Genomic DNA, 23432 nt, shown 5'->3' with positions numbered 1-23432 from the left:
CCATTCTTCAAGGCTGAGTTCAACGTGTTCAAGAAAGTCGTCATCTTCGGTGTGGGCCTGATCGGCGGCTCGTTCGCCCTGGCGCTGCGCCGTGCCGGCCAGGCCGCGCACATCGTCGGCGTGGGCCGCTCGCTGGCCAGCCTGGAGCGTGCGCGCGAGCTGGGCATCATCGATGCCATTGCCACCGATGCGGCCGCCGCCGTTACCGGTGCCGATCTGATCCTGGTGGCCGCGCCCGTGGCGCAGACCGAAGCCATCCTCGCTTCCATCAAGCCGCATCTGGAGGCCCGGGCCATCGTCACCGATGCCGGCAGTACCAAGAGCGATGTAGTGGCCGCCGCCCGCAAGGCGATGGGGGAGCGCATTGCGCAGTTTGTCCCGGCGCATCCGATTGCGGGCCGTGAAAAACATGGTCCGGAAGCCGCGCTGGCCGAACTGTATGAAAGCAAGAAAGTGGTCATCACCGCCTTGCCCGAAAACAGCGAGGCCGATGTCGAGACCGTGGCAGCCGCCTGGCGCGCTTGTGGTGCGATCATCCATCGCCTCTCGCCGCAGGAGCATGATGCGGTGTTCGCTTCGGTGAGCCACCTGCCGCACGTGCTGGCGTTTGCGCTGGTGGATGACATTGCTGCCAAGCCGCATGCCGAGACCCTGTTCCAGTATGCCGCCAGCGGTTTCCGCGATTTCACCCGCATTGCTGCCTCCTCGCCCGAGATGTGGCGCGACATCACGCTGGCCAACCGTGATGCCTTGCTCACCGAGGTCGATGCCTATCTGGTGCAATTGCAGGGCATACGCGCGATGATTGCCGACAGCGACGGCGCGGGCCTCGAAAAGATCTATGCCAGCGCCCAGCATGCCCGCCAGCAGTGGGCGGCTGCCATCGAGGCAGCCGAACGCAAGGCCAACTGAACATTCTTTCCCGGTCACATCGTCAAGGCCGCCTGGGCGGCCCGATTCCACCACCGCATCATCCACAGAAAAGCAAGCCAGATGAAACAGCCTTCCTACCCCCGCCATATCGACCTGAACCCGGTCCCGCACGTGCAAGGCACGGTCAAGCTGCCGGGCTCCAAGAGCATTTCCAACCGCATCCTGCTGCTGGCGGCGCTCTCCGGCGGCACCACCCGCATCTTCGACCTGCTGGCTTCCGACGATACGCTGGTCATGCTCATGGCCCTGCAAACCTTGGGCGTGAAGTGGGAGCAGATCGAAGGCACCCAGGATTACATCGTCCATGGCGTCAACGGCGTGCTGCCGGTGCACCAGGCTGATCTCTTCATGGGCAATGCCGGCACCGCCATCCGTCCGCTGACGGCGGCCCTGGCCGTACTGGGCGGCGACTACACGTTGCATGGCGTGCCGCGCATGCATGAGCGGCCGATTGGCGACCTGGTGGATGCCTTGAATGCGGTTGGCATGCGCATCGAGTACACCGGCAATCCTGGCTACCCGCCGTTGCATATCCGCCGGGGCCAGCTGACATCGGCGCGCATGAAGGTGCGCGGCAACGTCTCCAGCCAGTTCCTGACAGCCTTGCTGATGGCCGCGCCCCTGATGGCGCGTGAGGAGGCCATGCAGATCGAGGTGGTCGGTGAACTCATCTCCAAGCCCTACATCGAGATCACCTTGAACCTGATGCGCCGCTTCGGCGTCGAGGTCGAGCGTGAGGGCTGGCAACAGTTCACCGTCAAGCCGGGCCAGCATTACCGCAGCCCCGGCAGCATCCACGTCGAGGGCGATGCGTCGTCGGCCTCCTACTTCCTGGCCGCCGGTGCCATCACCGGTGGCCCGATCCGGGTCGAGGGCGTGGGCCGCGACAGCATCCAGGGCGACGTGCGCTTCGTCGAAGCGCTGGAGCAGATGGGCGCGACCATCACCATGGGCGAGAACTGGATCGAGGCCTCCTCCAATGGCCCGCTCAAGGCCATCGATGCCGACTTCAACCACATTCCGGATGCAGCGATGACCATCGCCGTGGCGGCGCTCTACGCCGACGGCCCCAGCACCCTGCGCAACATCGCCAGCTGGCGCGTCAAGGAAACCGATCGCCTCTCGGCCATGGCGACCGAGTTGCGCAAGCTGGGTGCGCAGGTGGAAGAGGGCGCTGATTACCTCACGGTGATCCCCCCGGCCGAGATCGGTACGGCCGCCATCGATACCTATGACGACCATCGCATGGCCATGTGCTTCTCGCTGGCGGCGCTGGATGGTGCATTGCGGCGCGGCAACCGTATTCGCATCAACGACCCCAAGTGCGTGGCCAAGACCTTCCCCGATTATTTTGACGTTTTCAAAAAGATTGCCGAGCAAACCTTGATCTGATACACCCTGTCTCTGAAAGTAAAAGCACTAAATTATTCACAGATAAAGGGTTCAGGCCATGGAAAAAGCAAAGATACCGGTCATCACCATCGATGGCCCGACCGCCTCCGGCAAGGGCACCGTGGCGCAGAAGGTGGCGCGGCAACTGGGTTTCCATTACCTCGATTCGGGCGCGCTGTACCGCCTGACGGCGCTGTCCGTGCTGCGGCGCGGCGTGGCCCTGGATGACGAACATGCCCTGGCCAAGGCGGCCGAGCACTTGCACTGTCATTTCGATGGCGGCCACATCTTCCTGGCCAATGAAGACGTGACCCAGGCCATCCGCGCCGAAGAGGTCGGCAATACCGCCTCCAAGATCGCGGCCCTGATCACCGTGCGTCAGGCCTTGTACGGCCTGCAGTTGTCATTCAGGAAACCTCCCGGCCTGGTGGCCGACGGCCGCGACATGGGCACCGTCATCTTCCCCGGTGCCCGTCTGAAGGTGTTTTTGACCGCCAGTGTGGAAGCACGCGCCACAAGACGCTATAAGCAATTGATTGACAAGGGTTTTTCTGCTAATATCGAAGACCTCTCCAGAGATTTGAAGGAACGCGACGAACGCGACATGAATCGCTCGTCGGCCCCCTTGAAGGCTGCGGAGGGTGCATATCACCTGGATACATCCGACATGACCGCTGACGAAGCGGTGCAGCAGGTACTCAGCTGGTACGCTGCCCTGGGGCACTGAAATCCGTTGCAATCCGCTTGAAACGGCCCGTTCAGTACCCATCATGGGCAAGTCCTTGTTGTACCCGTAGTGCCATTGGTGCCCGGCAGATGCAAAGTCTGACGGGTGTTGATAAACCTAACCCAGTACCCATGTCGTCGGCGGCAACGAAGACGGCAGTGCAAGTCAGCCCGATTGCATCACACGGATACCGGCCAATCTTTCTTACTTTCTTTTATGTCTACCACTACCGTTATCGCTGCAGGTGTTGATACCTCCAGCGAATTTGCTGCTCTGTTCGAAGAATCGCTGTCGCGTCAGGACATGCGTTCGGGTGAAGTCATCTCGGCAGAAGTCGTGCGCCTGGATCACAACTTCGTGATCGTCAACGCCGGCCTGAAGTCCGAAGCATTCATCCCTGTTGAAGAATTCAAGAACGACAACGGCGAAGTCGAAGTCAACGTCGGCGACTTCATCTCCGTTGCGATCGAATCCCTGGAAAACGGTTTCGGCGACACCATCCTGTCGCGCGACAAGGCCAAGCGTCTGGCATCGTGGCTCTCGCTGGAAAAGGCGATGGAGTCCGGCGAGATCGTCACCGGTACCGTCAATGGCAAGGTCAAGGGCGGCCTGACCGTTCTGACCAACGGCATCCGTGCCTTCCTGCCGGGTTCGCTGGTCGACACCCGTCCGGTCAAGGACACCACCCCGTTCGAAGGCAAGACCCTGGAATTCAAGGTCATCAAGCTGGACCGCAAGCGCAACAACGTCGTTCTGTCGCGCCGTGCCGTGATCGAAGCCTCGATGGGCGAAGAGCGCGCCAAGCTGATGGAAACCCTGAAGGAAGGCACCGTCGTCACCGGTATCGTCAAGAACATCACCGACTACGGTGCGTTCGTTGACCTGGGTGGCATCGACGGCCTGCTGCACATCACCGACCTGGCATGGCGTCGCGTGCGTCACCCGTCGGAAGTGCTGTCGGTTGGCCAAGAGATCACCGCCAAGGTCCTCAAGTACGATCAAGAGAAGAACCGCGTCTCCCTGGGCGTCAAGCAACTGGGCGACGATCCGTGGACCGGCCTGTCGCGTCGCTACCCGCAAGGCACCCGCCTGTTCGGCAAGGTCACCAACCTGACCGACTACGGTGCATTCGTGGAAGTGGAACAAGGCATCGAAGGCCTGGTGCACGTCTCCGAAATGGACTGGACCAACAAGAACGTGGCCCCGAACAAGGTTGTCCAGCTGGGCGACGAAGTCGAAGTCATGGTTCTGGAAATCGACGAAGAGCGTCGTCGTATCTCCCTGGGCATGAAGCAGTGCAAGCCGAACCCGTGGGACGACTTCGCCATGAGCCACAAGAAGGGCGACAAGGTCAAGGGTTCGATCAAGTCGATCACCGACTTCGGCGTGTTCATCGGCCTGCCGGGCAACATCGACGGCCTGGTGCACTTGTCCGACCTGTCCTGGACCGAAGCTGGCGAAGAAGCCGTGCGCAAGTTCAAGAAGGGCGACGAGCTGGAAGCCGTTGTGCTGGCCATCGACGTGGAACGCGAGCGCGTCTCCCTGGGCGTGAAGCAACTGGAAGGCGACCCGTTCAACAACTTCGCCGCCCTGAACGACAAGGGTGCGATCGTGACCGGTACCGTCAAGTCGGTTGAGCCCAAGGGCGCCGTGATCCAGCTGACCGACGAAGTCGAAGGCTACCTGCGCGCTTCCGAAATCTCCCGCGACCGCGTGGAAGATGCCGGTACCCACCTGAAGGTTGGCGACGCCGTCGAAGCCCTGGTCATCAACATCGACCGCAAGGCTCGCAGCATCCAGCTGTCGATCAAGGCCAAGGACAACGCCGAGACCCAGGAAGCCATGCAGAAGATGTCGGCTGACTCCAACGCTGCTTCGGGCACCACCAGCCTGGGCGCGCTGCTGAAGGCCAAGCTCGACAACAAGAACTGATCTTCCGGTCACGATGACAAAGTCGGAGCTGATCGCCCGTCTGGCTGAGCGTTATCCGCAACTTGTTGCCAAGGATGCGGATTACGCGGTCAAAACCATCCTCGATGCCATGGTCGACGCGCTCGCGACCGGCCAGCGCATCGAGATCCGTGGCTTTGGCAGCTTCGCGCTCAACCGCCGTCCGCCGCGTATCGGCCGCAATCCCAAGTCCGGCGACAAGGTGATGGTCCCTGAAAAACGGGTCCCCCACTTCAAGCCGGGCAAGGAATTGCGCGAACGCGTCGATGCGATGGTCGGCCAGCCAATCCGCGAGGATTGACCCGGCTGGGCCTGTGACCAGGCAGTTCTTGCGGTGCGCAGATGAAGTTTTCTGCGCCCGCGAGCAGTAACAATGGTTGAAAGCTGCACACTCGCGCACCGCGAGGTGAACGGGTGTAAAGGCAGATCAACAAAATGAACGGCATCTTTGGATGCCGTTTTTTTTCACGTACAATCCCGATTTACCCTGGATTGACCGGGAATGCGCGCGAAATCGACGCGATTTTTCCGGCCAGCGCAATAATGCCGCGGACCGGCACCGCCCTGGCGCATCGCCTTTATTGTCACGGTGTTGCGCATCGCTTGCCGGCGAGCTTGGCCTTCGGGCCTCCGGGCTAACCACGACCCGCCAGAAAGGATTACGCCATGAAAATACTGTCCCGATTGATCGCGGCCATCCTGTTCGTGTTCTTCTTTTTCTTCGCCCTGCGCAATACCCAGGAAGTGACCATGCATTTCTTCCTCGGTTATGAACGCACCGACCCGCTGGTACTGGTACTGCTGGCCTTCTTCGTGATCGGCGCGATCCTGGGCGTGCTGGCCATGGTGCCGCTGGTGATGCGCCACCGCCGCGAAGCCTCGCGTTACAGGAAAGCCCTGTCGCAAGTCCAGAAGCAGCAGGAAGAGATCGCCCAGGTGCAGGCCCAGCCGCCGCAACCTGACAGCGTGATCACCGCGCAGCACATCCTCTAATTGCCCCTCACTGTTTATGGAATTTGAATTTTGGTGGTTGCTCGGCATCCCGGTCTTCTTCGGCCTGGGGTGGATTGCCGCGCGGGTGGATATCAACCAGTTGCTGTCCGAGTCGCGCACCCTGCCGCGCGGCTACTTCAAGGGGCTCAACTTCCTCCTGAACGAGCAGCCCGACAAGGCCATCGACGCCTTCATCGAGATCGTCAAGCTGGACCCCGAGACGGTGGAACTGCACTTCGCCCTGGGCAACCTGTTCCGCCGCCGCGGCGAGACCGAGCGCGCCATCCGCGTGCACCAGAACCTGCTGGCGCGTCCCGACCTGCCAGCCGAGCACCAGGGCCATGCGCTCTATGAACTGGGTCAGGATTACCTGAAGGCGGGCTTGCTGGACCGCGCTGAAGAAACCTTCAACAAGCTCATCGACACCCCCTACAGCGCCCAGGCCGGCCGCGCCCTGCTGGAGATCTACCAGCGCGAGAAGGAATGGGAGCGCGCCATCTCCGCCGCCGAAATCCTGCAAGCCACGGGTGCCGGTGGCCGCCAGCGCGAGATTGCCCAGTTCTACTGCGAACTGGCCGCCGATGAACTGGTGCGTACCAACACCGATGCTGCCATGGCCCTGCTGGACAAGGCCCTGGCCGCCGACCGCAAGAGCGTACGCGCCACCATGCTGATCGGCGATGCGCTGCGCGCGCGCGGCGACATCGAAGGCGCGCTGGAAACCTGGCGTCGGGTCGAGCACCAGAGTGTGCCGCACACCGCCCTGGTGGCGCAGCGCCTGATGGATGGCTACATCGCCGTCGGTCGCCCGCAGGAGGGCATCAACCTGCTGCGCGCCTACCTGGCGGAAGCCCCGTCGATCGATCTGCTGGAAGTGGTCTTCAAGGCCGTGCTGGACGCCGACGGCATCGATGCCGCCAACGTGCTGGTGAGCGACGAACTGCGCCGTACGCCGACGCTGCTGGGCCTGGACAAGTTCCTGGAAGCGCGCATGATGAGCGCGCCCCAGACCGTGCGTCCCGAGCTGGCCGTGGTCAAGACCCTCGTGCACGGCTATACGCAGAAGCTGGCGCGCTATCAGTGCAGCCACTGCGGCTTCAAGGCGCGCCAGTTCTACTGGCAATGCCCGGGCTGCAGCCAGTGGGAGACTTACCCGCCGCGCCGTACTGAAGAATTGAATGTCATGAATTGAGGCCCTCGCGGGCCGTACTTGAACTCTGGATCTACCATGAAAATCACCATCATCGGCACCGGCTACGTAGGCCTGGTGACCGGAGCCTGCCTGGCCGAACTGGGTAACGACGTGTTCTGCCTGGACGTTGACCAGCGCAAGGTCGACATCCTCAACAACGGCGGCATTCCCATCCACGAACCCGGCCTGGAAGAAGTGGTGGCCCGCAACCGCGCTGCCGGTCGTCTGCACTTCTCTACCGATGTGGCAGCCAGCGTGGCCCATGGTGACATCCAGTTCATCGCCGTCGGTACGCCGCCGGATGAAGATGGCTCGGCCGACCTGCAATACGTGCTGGCGGCGGCCCGCAACATCGGCCGCCATATGGAAGGTTTCAAGGTCGTGGTCGACAAGTCCACCGTGCCGGTCGGAACTGCCGACCGCGTCACGGCAGCAATCAGGGAGGAGCTGGCCGGGCGTGGCAAGACTGAACTGAGCTTCTCGGTGGTCTCCAATCCGGAATTCCTGAAGGAAGGCGCGGCCGTCGAAGACTTCATGCGTCCTGACCGCATCGTCATCGGCCATGACCAGACCGCCGAAGGCCTGCGCGCGCAGGCCCTCATGAAGAAGCTCTACGCACCCTTCAACCGCAATCACGAACGCACCTACTGGATGGACGTGCGCTCGGCCGAGTTCACCAAGTATGCGGCCAATGCCATGCTGGCCACGCGCATTTCCTTCATGAACGAACTGGCCAATCTGGCCGATCGCGTCGGTGCCGACATCGAATCCGTGCGCCACGGCATCGGCTCCGATCCGCGCATCGGCCACAGCTTCCTGTACGCCGGCTGCGGCTATGGCGGCTCCTGCTTCCCCAAGGATGTGCAGGCGCTGGAACGCACCGCGCGTGACTATGACCAGTCGCTGCTGATCCTGCGGGCCGTGGAGCAGGTCAACGACCTGCAGAAACACGTGCTGGGCAAGAAGGTCGTGACGCGCTTCGGCGAAGACCTCTCCGGCAAGCATTTCGCCATCTGGGGCCTGGCCTTCAAGCCCAATACCGACGACATGCGCGAGGCCTCTTCGCGCGTGCTGATCGGCGAATTGGTGCGCCGTGGCGCCAGCGTGGCGGTCTATGATCCGGTCGCCATGAAGGAAGCTGCACGCGTGCTGGAACTGGACTTCGCCGACGAGTCCGATCGTCTGCAGCAGATCCGCTTTGCGGCTTCGCCGATGGATACCCTGCAGGGTGCGGATGCACTGGCCATCGTTACCGAATGGAAGGCTTTCCGCAGCCCCGATCTGGAACGCGTCAAGGCGGCGCTGAACCATCCGGTGATCTTCGACGGCCGCAACCTGTTCGATCCGCAGCTGATGGCCGACAGCGGCATCGAGTACTACGGCATTGGCCGTTCCCTGCAAGCCCGCGCGCAGTAAGCTGCCGCGCCCCTGAACCTGAAGACGGACAAGATCGTGGACAAGAACATCGCGGCAGCCTGGGATTCCGCCCGCATCCTCATCGTGGGCGACGTCATGCTGGACCGCTACTGGTTCGGCGAAGTCAATCGCATCTCGCCGGAAGCCCCGGTACCGGTGGTGCGCGTGGAGCGCAAGGAAGAGCGCCTGGGCGGTGCCGCCAACGTGGCCCGCAATACCGCCAGCCTGGGTGCGCAGACGGCGCTGCTGGGCGTGACCGGCGACGATGAACCGGCGCGCGTGATGGAGAGCATGCTGGGCGAGATGGGCATTCGCAGCCATCTCAACCGCGATCCTGGCATTTCCACCATCGTCAAGCTGCGCGTGATCGGCCGCCAGCAGCAGCTGGTGCGCATCGATTTTGAAGAAGCGCCTACCGATACGGTGTTGCGCGACAAGCTCACGCAATTCAATTCACTGGTGGCTGATTACGATGTGATCATCTTTTCCGATTACGCCAAGGGCGGCCTGGTCAACGTGGCCGAGATGATCGCGACGGCCAGCAAGCTCGGCAAGCGTATCCTGGTCGATCCCAAGGGCGACGATTTCGCGCGCTATGCCGGGGCCTCCGTGCTCACGCCCAACAAGTCGGAACTGGTGCGCATCGTCGGCCAGTGGAAGAACGAGGAAGACCTCACCGCGCGCGCCCAGAAGCTGCGTGCCGAACTCAACCTGGAAGCGCTGCTGCTGACCCGCTCGGAAGAAGGCATGAGTCTCTACCGCGACGGCGAGGTCACGCACTTCCCCACCATGGCGCGTGAAGTCTTTGACGTCTCCGGTGCCGGCGATACCGTCATCGGTACGTTGGCCGTGATGCTGGGTGCAGGGGCCTCGCTGGTCGATGCGGTGACCATGGCCAACCGGGCCGGCGGCATCGTGGTCGGCAAGCTGGGCACCGCCACCGTCACGCGCGAGGAGTTGCTGGCGGTCTGATTTGACGACTGTTTCTAGCGGAATTTCGGTCAACAGGCGGGTTCGGTTTTCGTTGAGCAAGGGCAGTCCATCTTCCGATGGACTGCCCTTTGTTTTTTCCTCCAACCGAACGTTGAAAGTCGAAAGGACACATCATGTTGAAGAAAACCCTGCTGTTCATCCTCAGCTTCTTCGCCGCCACCGCCCTGGCCTGGGCCGAGGTGGACGTCAACAAGGCCGACCAGGCCGCCCTGGATGGGGTGCGCGGCATCGGACCCGCAATGTCCAAACGCATCCTGGAAGAGCGCCAGAAGGGCGGTGCCTTCAAGGACTGGGCCGATCTGGAGAAGCGCGTCAAGGGCATCAAGGACAAGGCGGCCGTGAAGTTGTCCGCCAATGGCCTGACCGTCAACGGCCAGGCCAAGGCGGGAGCCGCTGCGCCGGCCGCCAAGGAAGGCAAAGCCTCACGCGCTGAGAACAAGGGCAAGGAGGGCGCAGCCAAGTCCGGCAAGAGCGACGACAAGCCGGCAGAGAAGGGCGCTGACAAGGCCCAGGACAAGGCCGGCGGCAAGTGATGCAGAGGCAGGCCAGGGAGTTGGGGAGCCTGTCGTTTCCGGCGGTGCAAGCGTCAACGAAAGTCGGTTCTCACGATTCATATTGGTATATGCAATTGTGAACAACTATTTCTTGTTTCTGCAAAAATTTGGGGTTAAAGTCGTCCGAAGCCTGTCGTTAACGTCGGCAACAACGTCCATTCTGCGCTGATGACCATGAGAATCGCCGAGCTACCCGCCAATGAAGCCGCCCGTATCGACGCCCTGCATTCGCTGCGCATCCTCGATACGCCCCGCGAAGAGCGATTCGACCGGCTGACGCGCCTGGCGCGGCGACTGTTCGACGTGCCGATGGCGGTGGTGACCATGATCGACGTCAATCGGCAGTGGTTCAAATCCTGCGTGGGCATGGGCGACGCCTCGGAAACTTCGCGCGACATTTCTTTCTGCGCTCATGCCATCCTGCATGAAGGCATGACCATCGTGCCCGATGCCCGGCTGGATGAGCGTTTTGCCGAAAATCCACAGGTCACCGGCGAACCCTTCATTCGTTTCTACGCGGGCTGTCCCATCAAGAGTGAAAGTGGCTTCACTCTGGGTACCTTGTGCCTGGTCGATCTCAAGCCGCGCGCCTTCGATGCGGATGAACAGGCCCTGCTCAAGGATCTGGCTGCCATGGTCGAACAGGAGCTGGCCGCGGTGAAACTGGCCACCATCGACGACCTGACCGGTGTCTCCAACCGGCGCGGCTTCGAGGCGCTGGCGCGGCACGCCATGGCCACCAGCAAGCGCACCGGCCGCCCGGCCTGCATGCTGGGATTTGACCTCAATCACTTCAAGCAGATCAACGATCGCTTCGGCCATGCCGCCGGCGACCTGGCGCTGGCCGATTTTGCCGGCCTGCTGTTGACGACCTTGCGCGAGTCCGATGTCGTCGGTCGTTTGGGCGGGGATGAATTCGCGGTGTTCCTGACCAATACCGCCGAGACCGATGTGCCGGTGGTCCTGTCGCATCTGCAGAAGGCCGTACAGGCCTTCAACCAGAACGGTGGGCGCGAGTACCAGCTGGATTACTGCGTCGGCGTCGCCCAGTACGATGCGGCCAGCCATGCCGATTTGTCAGACCTGATGGGCAGCGCTGACCACGCCATGTATCAGCGCAAGAAGGCGCGCAGCGCCCCGGCTTGAAGGAACGGCAGCGCAGTGGATGCAGGCAAAGGCGTTGGCGGCGGCGAAATAGCTTAAAATGCCCCCCTGAGCCAAAAAGCCCACAGCAGCCACTCCATGTCCTATCAAGTTCTCGCCCGTAAATACCGTCCCCGCAGCTTCGACACCCTGGTCGGCCAGGAACACGTCGTGCGCGCGCTGACGCACGCGCTCGAACAGCAGCGGCTGCACCACGCCTATCTCTTCACCGGGACCCGCGGCGTGGGCAAGACCACGCTCTCGCGCATCCTCGCCAAGTCGCTCAACTGCGTCGGCCCTGATGGCACCGGCGGCATCACCGCTGCACCCTGCGGCGTGTGCGAAGCCTGTGTGGCGATCGATGCCGGCCGCTTCGTCGACTACATCGAAATGGATGCGGCCTCCAACCGTGGCGTGGACGAGATGGCGCAGCTGCTGGAGCAGGCCATCTATGCACCGTCGAATGCACGCTTCAAGGTCTACATGATCGACGAAGTGCACATGCTCACCAACCACGCCTTCAACGCCATGTTGAAGACGCTGGAAGAGCCGCCGGAGCACATCAAGTTCATCCTGGCCACCACCGATCCGCAAAAGATTCCCGTGACCGTGCTGTCGCGCTGCCTGCAGTTCAACCTCAAGCAGATGCCGCCCGGCCACATCATCGGCCACCTCGACAACATCCTGAACCAGGAAGGCATCGAATTCGATCCGCCCGCGCTGCGCCTGCTTGCGCAAGGGGCCTCGGGTTCCATGCGCGATGCGCTGTCGCTGACCGACCAGGCCATCGCCTACGCCGCCGGCAAGGTCACCCTGGAAGCGGTGCAGGGCATGCTGGGTGCGCTGGACCAGTCCTACCTGATTCGCATCCTCGATGCGCTGGCGGTGCAGGATGGTGCCGCCTTGCTGGGTGTGGCCGATGACATGGCCGCCCGCAGCCTGTCGTACAACGCCGCCCTGCAGGACCTGGGCACGCTGCTGCACCAGATTGCACTGGCACAGGCAGTGCCGGCGGCGCTGGCCGATGACCTGCCCAATCGTGAAGATATCCTGCGCCTGTCCGCTCAGTTCAGTCCGGAACATGTGCAGTTGTTCTACCAGATCGCTGTCCACGGCCGCAATGAACTGGGCCTGGCCCCCGATGAATATGCAGGTTTCAGCATGACGCTCCTGCGCATGCTGGCCTTCCGCCCGGTCAGTGCCAGCGCGAGCGGTCCGATACCGGCAGCGCCCGCGCCGGGTGGTGCTCGTCCGGCCACGCCGCGCCAGGCTGCCCCGTTGCTGGCGCCGCAGGCGGCCGTGACCAGTGCGCCGGTCAGCCGCGCGCAACCGGCCGCTGTATCCGCTGCTGCGCCGGCCGCACCGGCGTCAGCGCCTGCCCCAAGCCCGATGGCAGCAGCGGCGCCCGCACCAGCAGCACCGATGCCTGCGGCACCTGCAGCCCCCGCAGCCCCCGCAGCCCCGACATCCGCCCGTGAAGCTGCACTGATGGCCTTGCGTGGTGGTAAGGGCGGCAAGGGCGCTGCCCGACCTGCAGCGGCTACGCCAGCCCCGGCACCCTCAGCGGTCCCGGCAGCAGCTGCGCCGATGGCCAGCGCGCCGGCCGCCGCTCCAGTTGCCGCAGCGGCACCGGCTCCCAAGGCTGTCCGTGCCGCCTCCGCCATGCCGCCGGACATGCCGGAACCGCCGCCGTTCGATTCCATCCCGCCCTGGGAAGATGACACCGGTGCCTCCGCCATGCCGCCGTCCGCCCCCATGTCGGAGTTCGCGGAGCAACGCATGCAGGCTGCTCCCGCCGCTGCCCCAGCTCCTGCGGCACCGGCCTCCGCAGACCCCCCCGCGCCCCAGCGCCCGGCCGCCACGCCCGCACAGCAGCAGGAAACCGCGCGCATCGCCGCCGAACTGGGCTGGGATGGCCACTGGCCGACGCTGGCTGCCAGCCTCACCACGCTGCGCGGCGTGGCGCACCAGATGGCATTCCAGAGTGAACTGGTACGCTGTGAAGCGCTCAATGGGGGCAATGTGTGCTTCCATCTGCGTATCCCGCTGGAAACCTTGCGCTCCTCGGGCAGTATCGAAAAACTGATCGCCGCCCTGTCCGAGCGTTTCGGCAAGGAAATCCGCGTCGAGACCGAGATCGGTGCCGTCTCCGATACCGCCAACGCGGTGGCCGAGGCCGAACGGGCCGAGCGCCAGCGCAAGGCCGAACAGAAGATGAAGAGCGATCCCTTCGTGATGAGCATGATGCGCGAGTTCGGCGCCACCATCGTGCCGGGGTCGATCCAGGCGTTGTGAGACGTGCACGGCGCTGCTGGCGAGATTGCCGGCCGCCGAGCCAAACGCGATAGAATTCCGTGAATTGAAACAAGGAGCAATGAGCATGATGAAAGGTCAACTGGCAGGTCTGATGAAGCAAGCACAGGCCATGCAGGACAACATGAAGAAGGCCCAGGAACAGCTGGCCAGCATCGAAGTCGAGGGCCAGTCCGGTGCCGGCCTGGTGAAGGTGGTGATGACCTGTAAAAACGACGTCAAGCGCGTCTCCATCGACCCGTCGCTGCTGGCGGACGACAAGGACATGCTGGAAGACCTGGTCGCCGCTGCCTTCAACGACGCCGTCCGCAAGGCCGAAGCCACCGCCCAGGAAAAGATGTCCGGCGTGACCGCCGGCATGCCGCTGCCCCCGGGCTTCAAGATGCCGTTCTGATGCTGCGCCGGCCCGGTGGTTGCGACCGCCGGGCGCAGGCAGCATCGCGCAGGACAGTCTGATTCTGATGGAAAGCAGGATTGCTTAGTGGAGGCACCATGTTCATCGTCTCGATCACGTACACCAAGCCGGCAAGCGAAATCGATTCCTTGCTGACCGCGCACAAGAAATTCCTCAACCAGCAATATGCCGAAGGCGTATTCCTGATGTCCGGCCGCAAGGTGCCGCGTACCGGCGGCATCATCATTGCCGACTGTGCCGACCGTGCCGAGATCGAAGCCATCATGGAATCCGATCCCTTCTTCATCGGCGGCGTGGCCGAATACGAGATCATCGAATTCGTCCCCTCCATGACGGCCGAGGCACTCGAAGCCTTCCGCTATTCCGTAGACCGCAATTGAAAACGCCCTCCAGTCTCACCCTCCTGACCGAATCGCTGCGCCGGCTGCCCGGCATCGGCCCCAAGACCGCGCAGCGCATGGCTTTCCATCTGCTGCAGCACGACCGCGACGCCGCCGCCGGCCTGAGCCAGTCGCTCACCAAGGCGCTGGAGACCATCCGTCACTGCGCCCTGTGCAATACCTTCACCGAGCAGGTCGTCTGCGAGACCTGCCAGGACAGCCAGCGCGATCACACCCAGCTGTGCGTGGTGGAGTCGCCCTCGGACCAGGTCATGATCGAGCAGACCCTGACCTTCAAAGGCCTCTATTTCGTGCTCATGGGCCGGCTCTCGCCGCTGGACGGCATCGGCCCGCGCGACATCCATCTCGAAAAACTCATCACCCGTGCCACCGATGGCGTAGTCAGCGAAGTGGTGCTGGCCACCAACTTCACCAACGAAGGCGAAGCCACCGCCCACTACATCAGCGAAACGCTCAAGGCCCGCGGCCTGAAGGTGAGCCGCCTGGCGCGCGGCGTACCGGTCGGGGGCGAACTGGAATACGTGGACGCCGGCACCATCGCCCGCGCCATGCTGGATCGCCGTTCGACCTGAACCCGAGGCGACCGCAAGATCCGTACGAAACGCGGACGAGATCGTTTTCAGATGAAAAACTTGCAGGCATGACGTCGCCGATGCAGGTCAAAATGCGCGACATCGCGCGCATGCTGCAATAGAATGTGGGCTTGCCGGCGTGCACGTACGACGTCAGGCCAGGAGCCGCAAGGGGGTGACCTACCCACATACCGCGCACTGCTCTTCGCCCGCCGCGCAGCATCACCCGAATCCATCGCATTCCAGGACACTGGCCAATACCCCACAAGAGCCCGGTCCGCAGCATCGACCAAGAGGAGAACACCGGAGCGCCCGCGCAGGCCGCGCCTGCCAGGCATCCGGTGCAAGCACGATGAGCACAGCCACATCCAAGCCCGGCCCGCTGGCCGGCATCAAGGTTCTTGAACTGGGCACGCTGATTGCGGGTCCTTTCTGTTCGCGCATGCTGGCCGAGTTCGGTGCCGAGGTCATCAAGATCGAAGCGCCCGGTGATGGCGACCCCCTGCGTCACTGGCGCGTGCTCAAGGACGGCACTTCGCTGTGGTGGTCGGTCCAGGCGCGCAACAAGAAGAGCATCACCCTGAACATGAAGGATGAGCGCGCCCAGGAGATCGCCCGCCAGCTCGCGCTGGACGCCGATGTCATCATCGAGAACTACCGCCCCGGCGTGCTCGAGAAATGGAAGCTCGGCTATGAGGACCTGAAGCAACTCAATCCCGCCACCATCATGGTGCGCCTGTCCGGCTACGGCCAGACCGGCCCGCTGCGCGACCTGCCGGGCTTCGGTGCCATCGGCGAATCGATGGGCGGGATCCGCTACGTTTCCGGCCATCCGGACCGGCCGCCGGTACGCATCGGCATTTCCATCGGCGATTCCATCGCCGCGCTGCACGGTGTGATCGGGGCCATGATGGCGCTGCGCCATCGCGATGTCAGCGGTGGCCGCTGGAACGGCAAGTCCGGTGCGGACTGCGTGGCAGGGCAGGGCCAGATGGTCGACGTGGCCTTGTACGAAGCGGTCTTCAACATGATGGAATCGATGGTGCCCGAGTTCGATTTCGCCGGCGTGGTGCGTGAACGCACCGGCGGCGCGCTGCCCGGCATCGTCCCCTCCAACACCTACACCACCGGCGAAGGCATGAACATCGTCATCGCCGGCAATGGCGATGCCATCTTCAAACGTCTGATGAGTGCCATCGGCCGCGACGACATGGCCAATGATCCGGGCCTGGCACGCAACGATGGCCGCGTGCCGCGCACCGAAGAAATCGATGCCGCGATCCAGCACTGGTGCAGCACGCAGACCATCGATTCGGCCCTGGCCACGTTGCAGGCAGCTGACGTCCCGGTCGGCAAGATCTACTCCGTCAAGGACATGATGAACGACGCCCAATTCCTGGCGCGCGACATGTTCGAGCAGCACCAGTTCGCCGATGGCACGCCGGTCAAGCTGCCGGGCATCACGCCCAAGTTGTCGGAGACGCCCGGCCAGACCCGATGGCTGGGCCCGGAGCTGGGTGCCCACAGCGATGAAATCCTGCAATCGCTGGGGTATGATGAGGCCCACATCAAGAAGCTGCGGGACGCAGGCGTGGTCTGAAGCAGCATGACAAAGGCAGGCACCGGCACGGGGTCGCCTGCAGCAAGCTGGACAACAAGCAGCACCCCCCATCCACACACGGAGGAGACACAATGAAATTGAGCTGGAAGCAATTGCTGATCGCCGCTGGCCTGTTCCTGGCCGGCTATTTTTCATTCAACGGCAGCGCCGGCGCGCAGGCGCTGGAAAAACCCAAGGTCTCCATCGCCGTGGGTGGCAAGAACCTGTTCTACTACCTGCCGCTGACCATTGCCGAGCAGCTTGGCTATTTCAAGGATGAAGGCCTGCAGGTCGAGATCTCCGACTTCGCCGGCGGTGCCAAGGCGCTGCAGGCCATGGTGGGCGGCAGCGCCGACGTGGTCTCGGGCGCTTTTGAACACACCATCAACATGCAGGCCAAGAACCAACCCATCGTCGCCTTCGTGCTGCAGGGCCGGGCCCCGCAGATCGTGCTGGCGGTCAACAACAAGACCATGCCCAACTACAAGACCGTGGCCGACCTCAAGGGCAAGAAGATCGGCGTGACCGCACCGGGCTCCTCGACCAGCATCATGGCCAGCTACGTGCTGGCCAAGGCGGGCCTGAAGCCCACCGACGTTTCCTTCATCGGCGTGGGGGCGGCAGCCGGTGCCATCTCGGCGATCCGCTCGGGCCAGATCGATGCGATCGCCAACCTCGATCCGGTCATCTCCATGCTGGAGCAGAACAACGAGATCAAGACCATCGCCGATACCCGCACCCTGAAGGATACCAATGATGTCTTCGGCGGCCCGATGCCGGCGGCGACCCTGTATGCGCCAGCGGCCTTCGTGCAGAAGTATCCCAACACCACGCAAGCCCTGACCAATGCCATGGTGCGCGCGCTGAAGTGGATCCAGAAGGCCGGTCCTTCCGACATCATCAAGGCCGTCCCGGAAAGCTATCTGCTGGGCGACCGTTCGCTCTACATCGATGCCTTCATGAAGGTGCGCCAGGCCATTTCGCCGGACGGCTACTTCCCGCCGGGCGGTCCGGATACCGCGCTGCGCACGCTGAAGGCCTTCGAGCCCTCGCTGGCGGACAAGCAGATCGATCTGTCCAAGACCTTCACCAATTCCTTCGTGCAGAAGGCCAACGCCAAGTACAAGTAAGCACAGGCCCGGCGCTCCCGGCCCGTGCGAACGCACCGCAAATGCCCGGCAACGGGCATTTGCGCATCTTGGGCCGGGAGCGCTGAGCTTCCTTTCAAGTTCTTTCGTCTCCTCCAACCGGGCCGCAACCGCCCGTACCACCATGACGCCAGCACTCCAGTTCGACAACATCACCTGCACCTTCGTCTCCAAGGACGACCGTTCCCAGCGCTACACCGCCGTGGCCAATACCGACCTCTCGATTGCGCCGGGTGAATTCGTTTCCGTGGTCGGCCCCACCGGCTGCGGCAAGTCCACCTTGCTCAATGTCGGGGCCGGATTGCTGCAGCCGTCCTCGGGCAGCGTCAAGGTATTCGGTGAGGAACTCAAGGGCATCAACCGCCGCGCCGGCTACATGTTCCAGGCCGAGGCGCTGATGCCCTGGCGCAGCGCGCTGCAGAACGTAATCGCCGGCCTGCAGTATCGCGGCCATGAGGAAAAGGCGGCACAAGAACTGGGCGAACAATGGCTGGCGCGCGTGGGCCTGCAAGGCTTCGGCGACCGCTATCCGCACCAGCTCTCCGGCGGCATGCGCAAGCGCGTGGCGCTGGCGCAGACGCTGATCCTGGACCCGGACATCATCCTCATGGACGAACCCTTCTCCGCGCTCGATATCCAGACCCGCCAGCTGATGGAAAACGAAGTGCTGGACCTGTGGAACGCCAAGAAGAAAGCCGTCCTCTTCATCACCCACGATCTGGATGAAGCCATCGCCATGTCCGACCGCGTGATCGTATTGGCGGCCGGCCCCGGCACGCATCCCATCGGTGAATTCAGGATCGACCTGCCGCGCCCGCGCGACGTCGCCGAGATCCGCATGCATCCGCGTTTCGTCGAACTGCACCAGCAGATCTGGGATGTGCTGCGCGATGAAGTGCTCAAGGGCTATCAACAACAGAAGCGCGCAGCGTAAGCCGTACCGAAAAGATCAGGGAAGAGAATCTGCATCATGTGGAAATTATTTAAACCGAATCACAAGAACATCCGTTTCTGGCAGTTGATGGTGTTGGCCATCGTGCTGCTGGTCTGGCACGTGGCCACGCGCAATCCGCAGACCGCCTTCTTCTTCGGCGAACCGCTGAAGGTGGCGCAGCGCATCTGGGAATGGTTCACCGTCGGCAGTGGCTCGCTGGAAGTGGGCATGGGCGACACCACCTTCTTCACGCTCAGCTTCCCGGCAGAAATCTATTCACACCTGTTGATCACGCTGACCGAAACCGTGCTGGCCTTCATCATCGGCACCGTCTTCGGCCTGGCCATCGGCCTGTGGCTGGCACTCTCGCCGACCGCTTCGGCTATCCTCGATCCCTATGTGAAGGCCGCCAACTCCATGCCGCGCGTGATCCTGGCGCCGATCTTCGCGATGTGGTTCGGCCTGGGCATCTGGTCCAAGGTGGCGCTGGCGGTGACGCTGGTGTTCTTCATCGTCTTCTTCAACGTCTACCAGGGCGTCAAGGAAGTCAGCCCGGTGGTACTGGCCAATGCCCGCATGCTGGGGGCCAATGCACGTCAGCTGCTGCGCACGGTCTACCTGCCCTCGGCCACTTCATGGGTGTTTTCCAGTCTGCACACGTCCATCGGCCTGGCCTTCGTCGGTGCGGTGGTCGGTGAATACCTGGGCTCGGCGCGTGGCGTGGGCTACCTGATCCTGCAGGCCGAGGGCAGCTTCGACATCAACACCGTCTTTGCCGGCATCGTCGTGCTGACCATCTTTGCGCTGGTGCTGGACCTGGCCGTGGGGGTGATCGAGAAACGGCTCATGAAATGGCAGCCCAAGAGCGGGGAGACCGAAAAGCTCTGATGAGCATTGATTGAAACAGGCCGGCATCTGCCGGCCTGTTTCATTTGAAGCGATGGCTCGAACTCTGGCGCAGGATCAGTTCGAAACCGACATCGACCACCTTGGTGGCGCCATCGTCACTATCCTCTTCCTGTTCTGGCGCTTCGTCGCGCTGAAGTTGCGCCAGCAGTTCTTGCGCCACGCGCAGACCGATTTCCGCTGCATGCGGTTGTACCGTGGTCAGCGGGGGGACGCAAACCTGCGAATACGGCAGGTTGCCGAAACCGGTGACGGCCAGTTGTCGCGGCACTGCCAGTCCCCGGTGCTGTGCCTCGAACAGTACCCCCAGGGCCAATACATCGTTGGCGCAGGCCACCGCCTGCAGGCCGGGTTGCTGCTTGAGGGCCTGGCGTAGCGCGAGGCCGCCGGCAGCAGGTGACACATCATTGCCGGTATCGATCACCAACGGTTTGATGCCATGCCGTGCCAGTGCCTGGCAAAATCCATCGCGCCGTTGACCGGCGCGCCGGTCGGCGTCCATGCGCGCCCCCACGAAGGCGATACGGGTGGCACCCTGCTGATGCAGGTGCGCCGCCATCACTTCGCCCACCGCCACGTGGGAAAAACCGACCTGCAAATGAAACGGCTCTTCGCCGATCTCCCACATTTCCGCCACGGGGGTGTCGGCCATGCGCAGCAAGGTGCGCGTGGCTTCATTGTGATGACATCCGGTTACCACCAGCGCCGTTGGCGACCAGGAGAGGAAAGTACGCACCAGCTCGGTTTCACGCTCCAGGTCGTATTCGGTCGCACCCAGCAGCAGTTGGTAGTCGTGGCGATCAAATTCCTTTTGCAAGGCCGCCACCGTCTCGGTGAAGAAGGCGTTGCCCAGCGAGGGCACGATCACGCCGATCGCCCGCGTGCGCGCCGCCGCCAGGCTGCCGGCCAGCTTGTTGGGCACATAGCCCAGGGTGTCGATGGCGCGCTTGATGCGCGGCGACAGGCGCGGCGAGACAGCCTCGGGATTGCGCAGGTACAGCGAGACCGAACTGGCCGAGACCTTGGCGCGCGCGGCGACATCTTCCATCGTGACGCGATTGGTGCCGCGTCGGCTGCGCGCGGCGGTCTTGTTGTTCTGGGACATGGGACGGTGAGGGCGGCCGGGCCGCAACAGTGCATCAAGCGGCCATTTTAGACGCAGCAGGTCCCCCAGTCATGCGCTGCTTGTCCGGCCACTCTCCACGGGGGGGGCGGGGAGTTCCCTTGGCCGATTTCCGCTACCCGCATGCCGGTGCCAATTCCAATTGACAAGAACAATTTCGCAGCGCTATTATTTCGCAGCGCTGCGAAAGCGTGTTTCTGTGCTCATTCCCCTCACTTTCATGCAGGACACAGGATGTTGAATTCACTCGCTGCCGCAGCCGTCCCCGCTGTACCGCGCCCGCTGCAGGTGCTGCTTGAGGGCGTGCCCGCTTTCGAGCCGGTCTGCGTCCTGCCTGCCGCCGCCGTGCTGGGCGAATACCCGCGCTGGGATGAGCAGCGTCAGCATCTGGTCTGGGTGGATATCCTGAAGCAGCGACTGCACCGCTATGATCCCGCCACCGGCGAGGACAGCTACGTCACTCTGCCGGAAGCGATTGGCTGCGTATCGCTGGGTGAGCACGGCGGCTACATCGCCGGGCTGCGCTCAGGTCTGTGGGAACTGGACGGAGCAGGGCAGATGCAGCAGCAACTGGCCGTCAATCCTGAAGATCAGACCGGCAGTCGCTTCAATGACGGTCGCTGTGATCCGGCCGGGCGCTTCCTCGCCGGCACCATCGACGAACCGAAGTCCGGCGCGCGTGCCCACCTCTATCGCCTGCGCCCCTCCGGCGCTCTGGAGGTCCTGGCCGATGGCCTGCTCACTTCCAACGGATTGGCCTTCAGCCCCGACGGACGCTGGATGTACCATTCCGACACCCCCAATTTCGTCATCTGGCGGCGCAGCTATGATCCGATCACCGGTGACTGCGGGCCGCGCCAGGTCTGGGCCACCATCACTCCCACGGCCACGGACCGGGGCCGCCCCGATGGCGCTGCGGTCGATGCCGAAGGACATTACTGGAGCGCCTTCTACGAAGGCGGTCGACTTGTGCGATTTGCCCCTGACGGCAGCGTCGTGGCGCGCTATCCCTTGCCCGTGCAGTGCCCCACCATGTGCGCCTTTGGCGGTGCCGACCTGCGTACGCTCTTCATCACCAGCGCCCGTGCCGGTCGGCCCGGCGAAGAGTTGGCGCAGCAGCCGCTGGCAGGCGGCTTGTTTGCCATGCGTACCGACGTGCCCGGCTGCATCGAGCCGCGCTGGCGCGGGTGAGCCGGCAACGTCCTCCAGTATCGAACCACTTTCACTCTCCAAGGATCTTCATCACATGCTTTCGCTCCACGATCCCGACCTGTTCCGGATGCAATGCCCCATTGGCGGCCACTGGCAGGATGCCATGGATGGCACGACCATCGCCGTCACGGATCCGGCCACCGGCCTGATCCTGGGCACGGTGCCGGCCATGGGGACGGCCGAGACCCGCGCCGCCGTGCAGGCTGCGGAAGCGGCCTTGCCCGGCTGGCGCGCGCGTACCGCCAAGGAACGCGCCACGCTGCTGCGCCGCTGGCATGCGCTGCTGATCGAAAACCAGGAAGACCTGGCTTTGCTGATGACCGCCGAGCAGGGCAAGCCGCTGTCCGAGGCCAGTGGCGAGATCGCCTTTGCCGCCAGCTTCATCGAATGGTTTGCCGAAGAGGCGCGCCGTATCAACGGCGATGTCCTCGCCAGTCCCTCCAATGACCGTCGTCTGCTCACGCTGCGCCAGCCTGTTGGCGTATGCGCAGCCATCACGCCGTGGAATTTCCCGGCAGCGATGATCACCCGCAAGGCCGCGCCGGCACTGGCTGCGGGATGCACCATGGTGATCCGGCCGGCCAGCCAGACACCGTATTCGGCGCTTGCCATGGTGGCACTGGCCGAGCGCGCCGGCATTCCGCCGGGTGTGCTCAATGTGGTGACCGGCCATCCCGAAGCCATCGGTGCCGAGCTGACCGGCAACCCGGTGGTGCGCAAGCTGTCCTTCACTGGATCGACCGCTGTCGGTGCGCGCTTGATGGCGCAGGGGGCCGGTCACATCCAGAAGCTGTCGCTGGAGCTGGGCGGCAATGCACCCTTCATCGTTTTCGACGACGCCGATCTGGACGCGGCGATCGAGGGCGCCATGATTTCCAAGTACCGCAATGGCGGCCAGACCTGTGTATGCAGCAATCGCATGTACGTGCAGTCCGGTCTCTACGATGCCTTCGTCGAGCGCCTGGCCAGCCGTGCCAGCAAGCTGGTGCTGGGCGATGGCCGCGCACCGCGTACCCAGATCGGGCCGCTCATCGATGCCCGCGCGCTGGAGAAGATCAGCGAACTGGTGGAGGACGCGCGCAGCCAGGGCGCGCGCATCGTCTGCGGCGGCACCCCGGTGGTACTGGACGGCGATGAACAGGCGCGCTACTTCGCGCCCACCGTGCTGACCGGCGTGAAGCCGTCCATGCGCGTGGCACGCGAAGAGATATTCGGACCGGTGGCACCCGTGCTGCGCTTCGAAAGCGAAGAGGAAGTCATCGGCCACGCCAACGATACCGAATATGGCCTGGCCAGTTATGTCTACACCCGCGACATGGCCCGAGTCTGGCGCGTCGCCGAGGCGCTGGAGTTCGGCATGGTGGGCGTCAACACCGGTCTCATCTCCACGGCGGAGGCACCGTTCGGTGGCGTCAAGCAGTCGGGCCTGGGTCGCGAAGGATCGAAGTACGGAATCGAGGAGTATCTGGAACTGAAATACCTCTGCCTGCAGGTGGCCTGAATGCCAGCCCTTGC

Annotated in this window: 22 protein-coding genes; 21 read left to right on the top strand and 1 reads right to left on the bottom strand. The window is 63.4% G+C overall.

The features are described 5' to 3' along the window. The first annotated feature begins 24 nt into the window (after nucleotides 1-24). The 19 genes from E2K99_RS25970 (at nucleotide 25) to E2K99_RS18700 (ending at nucleotide 19564) form a co-directional block, all read left to right on the top strand. Nucleotides 25-912 (top strand): prephenate dehydrogenase, encoded by an 888-nt coding sequence (locus E2K99_RS25970; protein WP_240733758.1) that lies wholly within the window; start codon nucleotides 25-27, stop codon nucleotides 910-912. An 81-nt stretch (nucleotides 913-993) separates the two neighbouring features. Next, on the top strand, nucleotides 994-2325 hold the full coding sequence (aroA, locus tag E2K99_RS25965; protein WP_240733757.1) for a 3-phosphoshikimate 1-carboxyvinyltransferase: 1332 nt from the start codon (nucleotides 994-996) through the stop codon (nucleotides 2323-2325). A gap of 58 nt (nucleotides 2326-2383) precedes the next feature. Continuing rightward, nucleotides 2384-3052: a (d)CMP kinase gene (gene cmk, locus E2K99_RS18780; protein WP_034332767.1), complete on the top strand. Its 669-nt coding sequence runs from the start codon at nucleotides 2384-2386 to the stop codon at nucleotides 3050-3052. Nucleotides 3053-3268: 216 nt separating this feature from the next. Further along, the gene (rpsA, locus tag E2K99_RS18775) at nucleotides 3269-4984 is read left to right on the top strand and encodes a 30S ribosomal protein S1 (RefSeq protein WP_008331552.1); all 1716 of its coding nucleotides are present in this window, start codon (nucleotides 3269-3271) and stop codon (nucleotides 4982-4984) included. A gap of 13 nt (nucleotides 4985-4997) precedes the next feature. Further along, nucleotides 4998-5303 carry an integration host factor subunit beta gene (locus tag E2K99_RS18770; RefSeq protein WP_006462119.1) on the top strand — a complete coding sequence of 102 codons (306 nt, stop codon included), beginning with the start codon at nucleotides 4998-5000 and terminating at the stop codon, nucleotides 5301-5303. Between the two features lie 365 nt (nucleotides 5304-5668). Further along, nucleotides 5669-5995: a LapA family protein gene (locus tag E2K99_RS18765; RefSeq protein WP_034332766.1), complete on the top strand. Its 327-nt coding sequence runs from the start codon at nucleotides 5669-5671 to the stop codon at nucleotides 5993-5995. A 16-nt stretch (nucleotides 5996-6011) separates the two neighbouring features. Beyond that, a complete protein-coding gene (gene lapB, locus E2K99_RS18760; RefSeq protein ID WP_034332765.1) occupies nucleotides 6012-7187 on the top strand; it encodes a lipopolysaccharide assembly protein LapB in 1176 nt (391 codons plus the stop codon). Nucleotides 7188-7223: 36 nt separating this feature from the next. Continuing rightward, nucleotides 7224-8603 carry a UDP-glucose dehydrogenase family protein gene (locus tag E2K99_RS18755; RefSeq protein WP_134223180.1) on the top strand — a complete coding sequence of 460 codons (1380 nt, stop codon included), beginning with the start codon at nucleotides 7224-7226 and terminating at the stop codon, nucleotides 8601-8603. 36 nt (nucleotides 8604-8639) lie between these two features. Beyond that, nucleotides 8640-9575 carry a D-glycero-beta-D-manno-heptose-7-phosphate kinase gene (gene rfaE1 / locus E2K99_RS18750; protein ID WP_134223179.1) on the top strand — a complete coding sequence of 312 codons (936 nt, stop codon included), beginning with the start codon at nucleotides 8640-8642 and terminating at the stop codon, nucleotides 9573-9575. A 134-nt stretch (nucleotides 9576-9709) separates the two neighbouring features. Next, nucleotides 9710-10129: a ComEA family DNA-binding protein gene (locus tag E2K99_RS18745; RefSeq protein WP_134223178.1), complete on the top strand. Its 420-nt coding sequence runs from the start codon at nucleotides 9710-9712 to the stop codon at nucleotides 10127-10129. Between the two features lie 195 nt (nucleotides 10130-10324). Then, nucleotides 10325-11296 (top strand): GGDEF domain-containing protein, encoded by a 972-nt coding sequence (locus tag E2K99_RS18740; RefSeq protein WP_039784189.1) that lies wholly within the window; start codon nucleotides 10325-10327, stop codon nucleotides 11294-11296. A gap of 96 nt (nucleotides 11297-11392) precedes the next feature. Beyond that, nucleotides 11393-13588, top strand: coding sequence for a DNA polymerase III subunit gamma/tau (locus E2K99_RS18735; protein ID WP_134223177.1), 2196 nt, complete (start codon nucleotides 11393-11395; stop codon nucleotides 13586-13588). 85 nt (nucleotides 13589-13673) lie between these two features. After that, nucleotides 13674-14000 carry a YbaB/EbfC family nucleoid-associated protein gene (locus tag E2K99_RS18730; RefSeq protein ID WP_008331542.1) on the top strand — a complete coding sequence of 109 codons (327 nt, stop codon included), beginning with the start codon at nucleotides 13674-13676 and terminating at the stop codon, nucleotides 13998-14000. 98 nt (nucleotides 14001-14098) lie between these two features. After that, nucleotides 14099-14401, top strand: coding sequence for a YciI family protein (locus E2K99_RS18725; RefSeq protein ID WP_034332759.1), 303 nt, complete (start codon nucleotides 14099-14101; stop codon nucleotides 14399-14401). Then, entirely contained in the window at nucleotides 14398-14994 is a 597-nt protein-coding gene (recR, locus tag E2K99_RS18720; protein WP_034332758.1) for a recombination mediator RecR, read from the top strand. The genes E2K99_RS18725 and recR overlap by 4 nt, the downstream gene beginning before the upstream one ends. A gap of 352 nt (nucleotides 14995-15346) precedes the next feature. Next, nucleotides 15347-16594, top strand: a complete 1248-nt coding sequence (locus E2K99_RS18715) for a CaiB/BaiF CoA transferase family protein (RefSeq protein WP_134223176.1) — start codon at nucleotides 15347-15349, stop codon at nucleotides 16592-16594. Nucleotides 16595-16686: 92 nt separating this feature from the next. Next, nucleotides 16687-17724: an ABC transporter substrate-binding protein gene (locus E2K99_RS18710; protein WP_134223175.1), complete on the top strand. Its 1038-nt coding sequence runs from the start codon at nucleotides 16687-16689 to the stop codon at nucleotides 17722-17724. Between the two features lie 142 nt (nucleotides 17725-17866). Further along, nucleotides 17867-18676 carry an ABC transporter ATP-binding protein gene (locus tag E2K99_RS18705; RefSeq protein ID WP_034332754.1) on the top strand — a complete coding sequence of 270 codons (810 nt, stop codon included), beginning with the start codon at nucleotides 17867-17869 and terminating at the stop codon, nucleotides 18674-18676. 36 nt (nucleotides 18677-18712) lie between these two features. Then, a complete protein-coding gene (locus E2K99_RS18700) occupies nucleotides 18713-19564 on the top strand; it encodes an ABC transporter permease (RefSeq protein ID WP_039784186.1) in 852 nt (283 codons plus the stop codon). 40 nt (nucleotides 19565-19604) lie between these two features. Here E2K99_RS18700 and E2K99_RS18695 read toward each other — a convergent pair whose 3' ends face one another. Continuing rightward, nucleotides 19605-20687, bottom strand: a complete 1083-nt coding sequence (locus E2K99_RS18695) for a LacI family DNA-binding transcriptional regulator (protein WP_134223174.1) — start codon at nucleotides 20685-20687, stop codon at nucleotides 19605-19607. 252 nt (nucleotides 20688-20939) lie between these two features. On the opposite strand from E2K99_RS18695, the gene E2K99_RS18690 reads away from it, so the two are divergent. After that, nucleotides 20940-21896, top strand: a complete 957-nt coding sequence (locus E2K99_RS18690; protein WP_134223173.1) for an SMP-30/gluconolactonase/LRE family protein — start codon at nucleotides 20940-20942, stop codon at nucleotides 21894-21896. A gap of 55 nt (nucleotides 21897-21951) precedes the next feature. Further along, a complete protein-coding gene (locus E2K99_RS18685) occupies nucleotides 21952-23418 on the top strand; it encodes an NAD-dependent succinate-semialdehyde dehydrogenase (protein WP_134223172.1) in 1467 nt (488 codons plus the stop codon). Nucleotides 23419-23432: the final 14 nt, after the last annotated feature.

Source organism: Herbaspirillum huttiense, assembly GCF_004367745.1.
Classification (GTDB): domain Bacteria; phylum Pseudomonadota; class Gammaproteobacteria; order Burkholderiales; family Burkholderiaceae_D; genus Herbaspirillum; species Herbaspirillum huttiense.
This window is presented reverse-complemented; position numbering and strand designations above follow the sequence as displayed.